We start from the raw sequence: 8,056 nt of genomic DNA on the forward strand, positions 1-8,056 counted from the left end.
TACCGCGAACTCAAACACGGACTCGGCCTCGACCACTTCGAAGGCCGCTCCTGGCTCGGCTGGCACCGCCACGTCACCCTCACCTCCGTCGCCCAAGCCATCTGCACCCGGCTCCGCCGCACCCCAAAAGCCCCTGCGCGGGCCTGACCCTCTACGCGGTCCTGCGCGAACTCCAGACCCTGCTCGCAGCCTGGACAGGCACCTGCCACACCTGCGGACAACCCGTCCAAACCCGAACACCCGACCAAAAACCCCAGGTCAACAGCACCTAACAAAGCCCTACTAGTGTCCCCGGACGCGGACGAGGGGGCTCCCGTGGCGGGAGCCCCCTCGTCGTCCAAGATCTGTCAGGCGGACTTGGCGGTCCACTGCGCCCAGGTGAGCGCCCAGTCGTAGTAGTCGCCGTCGGCCGGGCCGAGTTGCTGGGTGCTGCCGGTGATCTCCACCGGGTCACCCACCATGGCCGTGTCGTAGTAGAGCTTCGCGTTCGTGGGCGACAGGTTGACGCAGCCGTGCGAGACGTTGCGTTTGCCCTGGTCCGGGACGGAACCCGCGTAGCCGTGCACGAACTCGCCGTTGTTCGACACCCGCACCGCCCACGGCACGACCACGTTCTCGTAGTGGTACTTGGGGTTGCTCATCGCGTAGGTCGCGCTCTTGCCCATGACCACGTGCGTGCCGCTGTGCGTGACCCGGCCCGGGTCGGAGTCCAGGCCCATCGACGCGGGGAAGTCGAACGTCTTGACGCCGTTGGTGAACACCAGCATCCGGTGGGTCTGGGTGTCGGCCTTGACCACCTGGGACCGGCCGATGGTGAACGACGAGGTGACGTTGTCCCTGCCGTAGCTGCCGCCGCCGAGGTCGACGCCGTAGATGCCGACGGTGACGTCCACCTTGGTGCCGGGCTGGTAGTAGTCCTTGGGCCGCCAGTGCACCGTCTGGTCGTCCAGCCACGCCCACGCGCCCTCGGTGGTCGGGGTGGTGGTGACCTTGAGCGCCTTCTGCGCGGCGGCGTGGTCCTTGACCGGGGCGTTGAAGGTGACCGCGACCGGGATCGCGATGCCGTACGTCTGCCCGTCGCCGGTGTTGAGGCTGGCGCTGATGGTCCGTTTGGGCTTGACGGTGGTGAACGAGCCGTTCACCGGGACCGCCTTGCCGTCGGTGCCGACCGCGTTGCCCGCCCACGTGTAGGTCTTGCCGTAGCCGAGTTGCTCGCCGACCGTCCACGTGGTCTTGTCCGCCGAGAGGGCGCCCTTGACCGCCTTGCCGTCGCCGTTGGTGAGGGTGACGGCTTGCAGCGTGCCGTCGGTGACCGCGACCGTGACCGGACCCGCGGGACTGACGTCGGCGGCGCTGGTGGCCGTGACCTTCGCGGCAGGCGTCACCGGCGCCTGCGAGGTGGACGTGCCGGCAGTGCTGCCGGTGCCACCGGTTGTTCCATCCCTCGTCGCCGCGGCCGACTCGCCGGAGGTGCACCCGCTGAGCGCGAGCACCGCCACGAGCGCCGTGCCGACCAGTGCGACCGGCATTGCCCGCCGCCTGATCCGTGCCCGCCCGCCCATCCGCTTCTTCCCTTCCCCCACAAACCCTTTGAACACCCTTAACGACGCCGCGCGGCCGAGAATCGTTGGCCGAACCAAGTGTGACACGTGTCACTTCTGGTGGAATTTCGGCCCAATCCGGAGAGCGATCCGACTGATGCGGAGCGTACTGATCGAGATCACCCGCTTGGGCTAGTCGTGCGCCCGTCAGGCAGTAGTGCGGCCGACGGGCAGCCGATACGCTTTCGGTTGCAGGCCGTGGTTTCTGTGTTCGTGCGATTCACGCTCGCGGAACGGCTACGCGGGCGCGCTGCTTTTCCGCTGCAGTCGGCGGGAGCATCGTCCGAGGGCGGCCCGGGGTTGCACGGTGCAGCCCCATGCTCCTGCGTATGGAGGCAGGTTTATGGCACAGGGCACTGTCAAGTGGTTCAACTCCGAGAAGGGCTTCGGCTTCATCGCGCAGGACAACGGCGGCGCCGATGTCTTCGTGCACTACTCGGAGATCCAGTCCAAGGGTTTCCGCACCCTTGAGGAGAACCAGCGGGTCGAGTTCGAGGTCGGCCAGGGCACCAAGGGCCCGCAGGCGACCAACGTCGTCCCGCTGTAGTTCCCCTCGCTGGAGCGAGGAACGGGCCCCAGACCTGGCCAGGTCTGGGGCCCGTTCACGTGGTCGGGGGATGTGACGACCGCTCGGGGGCTCAGCGCCGCTGTAGCTGCTGGGCCTCCCACTCCAGTCGCTGCATGACCCATTCCTGGGCCAGCGCCATCGGCGAGGTCTGCCGGTAGGCGGCGAGCTCGCGCAGTTGCTCGTTGGCCATCAGGGACAGTCGCAACTGGTAGACCTCGGCGGAGCCGAACCGGCGGCCACTGCCGGTGGTCTCGGCATCGGTGTCGGGGGACAGCGCCGCCAGGTAGGACTCGAGCTCGTGGTCGGGGGTCTCCGCCGCGGCCCGGGGGTCCGCGACCTGGCCGACGGTGCGGTGGCGCCCCGTGTTGGTGCCGACCGCCTTGAGATCGGTGCGGCTGCGTCCGAAAGAGGGAAAAGGCACCGGGACACGATAACGGTTGGGTTGCGGGGCCGCAGCCGGTGTGACTGGTGACACAGGTCTGTCGTTCGCCGTCCGGCAACCCGGGCGCCGCCGGGAACGTGGAGAGGCCCCCGCGCCAGGGGGAGGAACGCGGGGGCCGGAGGGGATCTCCACAGGTGCTGACCGGGGGTGTGTCAGCCCAACGATTGTTGCACGTGCACCGGTCGGTGCGGGAGTGGTCGACTGGGAAAAATCGTCGTCAATGTTCACCTGATGTTCGTCTTGTCAGGTGGCCTTCCCACCGCTAGTGCCCGCAGCCACCCACCCCTTGATCAACGCTGCTCTGCGCGGAATCCCGACCCGACACCCCCGGTCCCGTCACCCCCGCCGGCTAGGCTGGGAAATCGGGGGCGCTCAGCACCGATGATCTTCACCCGGGCCGCTGACCAGCGGAAACCCCCGCCTCACCCCGCCGAAGGCTGGAAGCCGCGCAGCCGCAGGCTGTTGGCCACCACGAACACGCTCGACAGGGCCATCGCCGCGCCCGCGATCATCGGGTTGAGCAGCCCGAACGCGGCCAGCGGGATGCCCGCCACGTTGTAGGCGAACGCCCAGAACAGGTTGCCCTTGATGGTGCCCAGGGTGCGCCGGGACAGCGCGATGGCGTCGGCGGCCAGCCGGGGGTCGCCGCGGACGATGGTCAGGTCGCCCGCCTCGATCGCCACATCCGAGCCCGTTCCCATCGACAGCCCGAGGTCGGCGGCGGCCAGCGCGGGCGCGTCGTTCACGCCGTCGCCGACCATCGCCACCACGGCGCCCTCGGCCTGCAGCCGCCGGACCACCGCCACCTTGTCCGCGGGCAGGACCTCGGCGACCACCTCGGTGATGCCGATCTCCGCGGCGATGGCGTGCGCGACCCTGGCGTTGTCGCCGGTCAGCAGCACCGGCCGCAGCCCGAGCGCGCGCAGCCGGGTGATCGCCTCGGCGCTGGTCGGCTTCACCGCGTCGGCGACCGAGATCAGCCCGAGCGCGGCCCCGTCCGCCCCGGCGGCGATCACCGTGCGGCCGCGGCCCTCGGCCTCGGCCTGGACGGCGGTCAGCTCCGCAGGCAGTTCGATGCCGTGGTCCGCCAGCAGCCGGGGCCGTCCGACCACGACCGTCGACCCGTCCACCACGCCGGTCACGCCAAGGCCCTCAATGTTGCGGAACCTGTCGACGTGAGCCGCGCTGCCCGCCCGCTCCGCGATGGCCCGCGCGATCGGGTGCTCGGAGGCGGCCTCGACCGCGCCCGCCAACCGCAGCAACCGGTCCGCGTCGACTCCGGGAGCGGTGATCACGTCCACCACCGACATCCGACCCGTGGTCACCGTCCCGGTCTTGTCCAGCACGACCGTGGTCACCCGACGGGTGGATTCCAGCACCTCCGGGCCCTTGACCAGGATGCCCAGTTGCGCGCCCCGGCCGGTCCCGACCAGCAGCGCCGTTGGCGTCGCCAGGCCCAGCGCGCACGGGCACGCGATCACCAGCACCGCCACCGCCGCCGTCACCGCCGTGTCCGCCGGGGCGCCGACGAGCAGCCACCCGGCCAGGGTGACCACCGCGATGCCCAGCACCACCGGCACGAACACGGCCGCGATCCGGTCGGCCAGCCGCTGCACCCGCGCCTTGCCGGTCTGCGCCCGCTCGACCATCCGCGCCATCCGCGCCAGTTGGGTGTCGGTGCCGACCCGGGTCGCCCGCACGACCAGCCGACCGCTCGTGTTGACCGTCCCGCCGACCACGGCGTCACCCGGCCCGACCTCCTCCGGGACCGACTCGCCGGTGACCAGCGACCGGTCCACCGCCGACGAACCCGCGTCGACCACGCCGTCGGTCGCCACCTTCTCGCCCGGTCGCACCACGAACAGCTCGCCCACCGCCAGTTCGGTGATCGGCACCCGGACCTCGACCCCGTCCCGCAGCACGGCGACGTCCTTGGCGCCCAGCGCCAGCAGCGCCCGCAGCGCCGACCCGGCCCGCCGCTTCGACCTGGCCTCCAGCCAACGGCCGAGCAACAGGAAGGTGGTGACGCCGACCGCCACCTCGAAGTAGATGTCCGCGCGGCCACTGCTCGTCCCCGGCAGCAGGCTGAACTCGTGCCGCATGCCGATCATGCCCGCGCCGCCGAACAGCAACGCGTACACCGACCACAGGAACGCGACGGTCACCCCCATCGACACGAGGGTGTCCATCGTCGCCGCCCCGTGCCGCAGGTTGATCGCGGCCGCCCGGTGGAACGGCCAGCCGCAGACCAGCACGACGACGTAAGAAAGGGCCAACGCCACCCACTGCCAGGTGGGGAACTGCCAGGCCGGGACCATCGACACGGCGACCACCGGCGCCGACAGCGCGGCGGACAGGGTGAACCGCAACCGCGCAAGGTCGACGTGGTCCTCGTCGTCGGTGGGTTCCCCGGCCACCGGACTGGCGCCGTAACCGGCGTTGCCGACCGCGTCGACCAGGGTGGCGGTGGGGAAGCCGGACGGGATCTCGACCAGGGCGCGCTCGGTCGCGAAGTTGACCGACGCGCGCACCCCGTCGAGCTTGTTGAGCTTGCGTTCGACCCGCCCGGCGCAGGCCGCGCAGGTCATCCCGGTGATGGCCAGCTCGACCCGCTCGGGTGGGCGCTCGACGGTGGTCATGTCAGCCGGTAACCCGCCTCGGTCACCGCGTCGGCGACCGCGCCCCGGTCCAACTCGCCCGCGCTGGTGACGGTGACCGCGCCGGTGCTCAGGTCCACCTCGACACTGGACACCCCGCCGAGCGCGGTGATCTCCTCGGTGACCGACGCGGCGCAGTGCCCGCAGCTCATGCCGGTGACGGTGTAGACGGTCTGCTGGGACAAGAGAGTTCCTCCCCGATCGGGAACGTGTCAGGACTTGACCAGGCGGGCGATGGCGTCGGCCGCCTCGCGCACCTTGGCCGCCGCCGCCTCGTCGCCCTGCCGGGCGGCGTCCACGACGCAGCCCGCCATGTGCTCCTCGAGCAGTTCCAAGGCGAACGCCTGCAGCGCCTTGGTCGCGGCGGAGACCTGGGTGAGCACATCGATGCAGTAGGCGTCCTCGTCGACCATCCGCTGCAGGCCGCGGACCTGGCCCTCGACCCGACGCAGCCTGCGCAGGTGCGCGTCCTTCTTGGCGCTGGTCCGGTGCGTGTGCTCGTGCTCCATACCGCCGACGATACCCCTAGGGGGTAGGGGTCTTCGGCCAGCTGTGTCGATGATCTCCCGCCCCGCCCCGGACGGGTGAGCCCACCCCCGGTCAACTCCTGCCGATCCGACCGCCGCACCGGAAAACAGGTCACGGACGGCTACCGATTGTGCACCGCGGTTCACTCTGCGGGGGGCTGTGGGCGCGGCGACTTGTCTCATAGCCTCACGCCAAACCGAAGCCGGGGAGGCACACATGAGCGGGTCGCTTGAAGTGCGCAGTTTCCTACTCCAACAAGACAGCCTCGGCGGGGCCGGGCCCTTCTCCAGCGGCGTCCCCGCCCCCCGGACGGGCGAAACCGCGCGCGTCTCCGACGAACAGGTCCACCGCGCCCGCCTGGCCGTCGCCATGGGCGCCCAGTCCGCCGAGGACTGCCGCGAGCTCCTCGACATGCTCGGCCTCATCGACGGCGAGGACGGCATCCCCCCGGTCCGCCGCTGACCCCCCCGATCGCCACGTGCCGGTGACGATCACCCACCGACCCGACCCTCGCCCGGTGCCGCGGGCGAGGGTCACTGTTTACCCAGGTAGAACGATGTTGGGGGTACCGGTTTTGGCGGTACCGGGGACGTGCCCTAAGCTAAGCGTGCTCCCAGGGAAACCCGCCAGGTGAACCTGGAAGCGCGGTCGATCGGTTCGCCCGGAATTGGTCGGGCTCCCATCGTCTAGCGGCCTAGGACTCCGCCCTTTCAAGGCGGCAGCGCGGGTTCGAATCCCGTTGGGAGCACGGTAGTACAGTAGTGAAGCAAGGCCCTGTGGCGCAGTTGGTTAGCGCGTCGCCCTGTCACGGCGAAGGTCGCGGGTTCGAGTCCCGTCAGGGTCGCGAGCTTTGGCATGCTCCTGCTTGCGGAAAGCGCAAGCCGGGGCGCTCGCCATTGCTTCTGGGGGGCGACCCCCCAGACCCCCACGGTGCGGTGGTCACCTCTGGTGGCCATCTGCGGCGGTGGGGGTGTTGTTTTACTTGGCCAGGTAGCTCAGTTGGTACGAGCGACCGCCTGAAAAGCGGTAGGTCGGCGGTTCGACCCCGCCCCTGGCCACAGCGTTGAGCAGGTGAGACGCCTGTCCTGGTGATCAGGACGGGCGTTTTCCGTCTCAGTTCCCGTCTCGGTTGGCGTCCCAGCCGATGTGGCGAGCAGTCTGGGCAAAAAGTAAACCCGGCCCACGAGGGGCCGGGCGGGTATGTGTCCAGCTTAGCCGTGGTGTTGCGGTTTTCGCAACGTCACCAGTCCAGGGGCTTGGTGTAGGTCACGGCCGGGTCGGGTAGCTGATGACCTGTGTAGTCAGGTGCGGTCAGACTCCGCCACCAATGACGGCCTGCCCCGCTTGTCGGAGCGCGAGACAGGTCACCAGCCGTGTAGCCACTTCCCGGGTTCACGATGCCAACCGGTACCCGCTGCCAAGCTTCGTGTACGGGCATCCTGAGGTCACTGTCGTTGCTGATCACCACGGCTGCGTCCACCACGTTGGTGAGGATGTCGACCAGCAGGTGCGAGGCGACGTTGACATCAGAACCCTTCTCCTCCCACGTGCCCACGGAAGCCATGAAGGTCGCTGCGGGCTGCGCCACACCCGCTGTTTGGATCATGATCGGCCAGGTCGGCTGGACGAGCACGGGCTTGCCGCGCCTGGTGGCCGTCGCGAGGGGCCGCTTGATGACCTTGCTGATGTAGTTGCCGAACTCGATGTGATCGACGCTGCGACTGGCACGTAGCGCCTTCAGGTACACGTCTTGATCGGCGGCGCCGCTGGGGTTCGCTCCCCCGTCGATGCGGGCCGTGCAGTAGACGACGCGCTCCACCGCCGCCCCGGGCCAGAGATGGGCTTGCTCGGCTACGAGCGCTTCAGCCAGTGCGCGAACATCAAGCCAGCGCCAGCCCGGCGTACTACGGCCACAGGCGTGCCTCCCGCCGTAGTACAGGTTGTAACCATCGACGTAGATGCCAACTCGCATCGGATGACTTTAGCGCTTTGCTTGGTGTTGCTTACACACGCTGTACCACTGGCGTCATGACGAGAGCTTCTTGTTGCCCATTGTCGCCCACAGCGCGGTCCGCCGAGCTGCTGTGTGGACGCTTGCTTCCCGCGTCGAACGGCCACGACACCCTGCACGGTCAAGGTGAGTGCCCGTCCGGTCGCGCGTTGAGCGGGCCGGGGGCGGGTGTCTGGGCTACTCGTCGGGCGTCGGGTGGTGGCGGTGGTGGTCTTCTCGTGCCTCGGGGTGGTTTGGGTGGGGGCGGGG

8 protein-coding genes, 3 tRNA genes and 1 pseudogene are annotated in these 8,056 nt (G+C 69.5%); 6 read left to right on the forward strand and 6 right to left on the reverse strand.

Features of this window, described 5'->3' with window-relative positions; translation table 11 throughout:
* Positions 1-147, forward strand: a pseudogene (locus H504_RS41630) (IS701 family transposase); the annotation flags it as partial.
* 200 nt (positions 148-347) lie between these two features.
* On the opposite strand, the gene H504_RS0125960 reads toward H504_RS41630, so the two are convergent.
* A complete protein-coding gene (locus H504_RS0125960) occupies positions 348-1,529 on the reverse strand; it encodes a L,D-transpeptidase (RefSeq protein WP_026425159.1) in 1,182 nt (393 codons plus the stop codon).
* Between the two features lie 415 nt (positions 1,530-1,944).
* Here H504_RS0125960 and H504_RS0125965 point away from each other — a divergent pair, with 415 nt between their 5' ends.
* The gene (locus H504_RS0125965; RefSeq protein ID WP_026425160.1) at positions 1,945-2,148 is read left to right on the forward strand and encodes a cold-shock protein; all 204 of its coding nucleotides are present in this window, start codon (positions 1,945-1,947) and stop codon (positions 2,146-2,148) included.
* Between the two features lie 91 nt (positions 2,149-2,239).
* Here H504_RS0125965 and H504_RS0125970 read toward each other — a convergent pair whose 3' ends face one another.
* The 4 genes from H504_RS0125970 to H504_RS0125985 all read right to left on the reverse strand — a co-directional run bounded on the left by H504_RS0125970 (position 2,240) and on the right by H504_RS0125985 (position 5,777).
* Positions 2,240-2,590 (reverse strand): hypothetical protein, encoded by a 351-nt coding sequence (locus tag H504_RS0125970; RefSeq protein WP_026425161.1) that lies wholly within the window; start codon positions 2,588-2,590, stop codon positions 2,240-2,242.
* 443 nt (positions 2,591-3,033) lie between these two features.
* Positions 3,034-5,250 (reverse strand): heavy metal translocating P-type ATPase, encoded by a 2,217-nt coding sequence (locus tag H504_RS0125975; RefSeq protein ID WP_026425162.1) that lies wholly within the window; start codon positions 5,248-5,250, stop codon positions 3,034-3,036.
* Positions 5,247-5,420, reverse strand: a complete 174-nt coding sequence (locus tag H504_RS0125980; RefSeq protein ID WP_084468235.1) for a heavy-metal-associated domain-containing protein — start codon at positions 5,418-5,420, stop codon at positions 5,247-5,249. The genes H504_RS0125975 and H504_RS0125980 overlap by 4 nt, the downstream gene beginning before the upstream one ends.
* A 60-nt stretch (positions 5,421-5,480) precedes the next feature.
* Positions 5,481-5,777, reverse strand: coding sequence for a metal-sensitive transcriptional regulator (locus H504_RS0125985; RefSeq protein ID WP_026425164.1), 297 nt, complete (start codon positions 5,775-5,777; stop codon positions 5,481-5,483).
* Positions 5,778-6,012: 235 nt separating this feature from the next.
* Between H504_RS0125985 and H504_RS0125990 the strand changes: the two genes are divergently transcribed.
* From H504_RS0125990 to H504_RS0126005, 4 genes are all read left to right on the forward strand, one after another.
* Positions 6,013-6,258 (forward strand): hypothetical protein, encoded by a 246-nt coding sequence (locus H504_RS0125990; protein ID WP_026425165.1) that lies wholly within the window; start codon positions 6,013-6,015, stop codon positions 6,256-6,258.
* Positions 6,259-6,471: 213 nt separating this feature from the next.
* A tRNA-Glu gene (locus tag H504_RS0125995) sits at positions 6,472-6,544 on the forward strand.
* A gap of 22 nt (positions 6,545-6,566) precedes the next feature.
* A tRNA-Asp gene (locus H504_RS0126000) sits at positions 6,567-6,640 on the forward strand.
* A 140-nt stretch (positions 6,641-6,780) separates the two neighbouring features.
* Positions 6,781-6,854: transfer RNA gene (locus H504_RS0126005), tRNA-Phe, on the forward strand.
* A gap of 182 nt (positions 6,855-7,036) precedes the next feature.
* On the opposite strand, the gene H504_RS0126010 is transcribed toward H504_RS0126005, so the two are convergent.
* On the reverse strand, positions 7,037-7,768 hold the full coding sequence (locus H504_RS0126010) for a PIN domain-containing protein (protein ID WP_026425166.1): 732 nt from the start codon (positions 7,766-7,768) through the stop codon (positions 7,037-7,039).
* Positions 7,769-8,056 lie beyond the last annotated feature (288 nt).

The organism is Actinokineospora inagensis DSM 44258, from assembly GCF_000482865.1.
In the GTDB taxonomy this organism is placed as follows: Bacteria; Actinomycetota; Actinomycetes; order Mycobacteriales; family Pseudonocardiaceae; genus Actinokineospora; species Actinokineospora inagensis.

Coding starts and splice junctions, on each gene's coding strand:
- H504_RS0125960 (WP_026425159.1), bottom strand. CDS start 1,529: ATGCCGGTCGCACTGGTCGGCACGGCGCTCGTGGCGGTGCTCGCGCTC.
- H504_RS0125965 (WP_026425160.1), top strand. CDS start 1,945: ATGGCACAGGGCACTGTCAAGTGGTTCAACTCCGAGAAGGGCTTCGGC.
- H504_RS0125975 (WP_026425162.1), bottom strand. CDS start 5,250: ATGACCACCGTCGAGCGCCCACCCGAGCGGGTCGAGCTGGCCATCACC.
- H504_RS0125980 (WP_084468235.1), bottom strand. CDS start 5,420: ATGAGCTGCGGGCACTGCGCCGCGTCGGTCACCGAGGAGATCACCGCG.
- H504_RS0125985 (WP_026425164.1), bottom strand. CDS start 5,777: ATGGAGCACGAGCACACGCACCGGACCAGCGCCAAGAAGGACGCGCAC.
- H504_RS0125990 (WP_026425165.1), top strand. CDS start 6,013: ATGAGCGGGTCGCTTGAAGTGCGCAGTTTCCTACTCCAACAAGACAGC.
- H504_RS0126010 (WP_026425166.1), bottom strand. CDS start 7,768: ATGCGAGTTGGCATCTACGTCGATGGTTACAACCTGTACTACGGCGGG.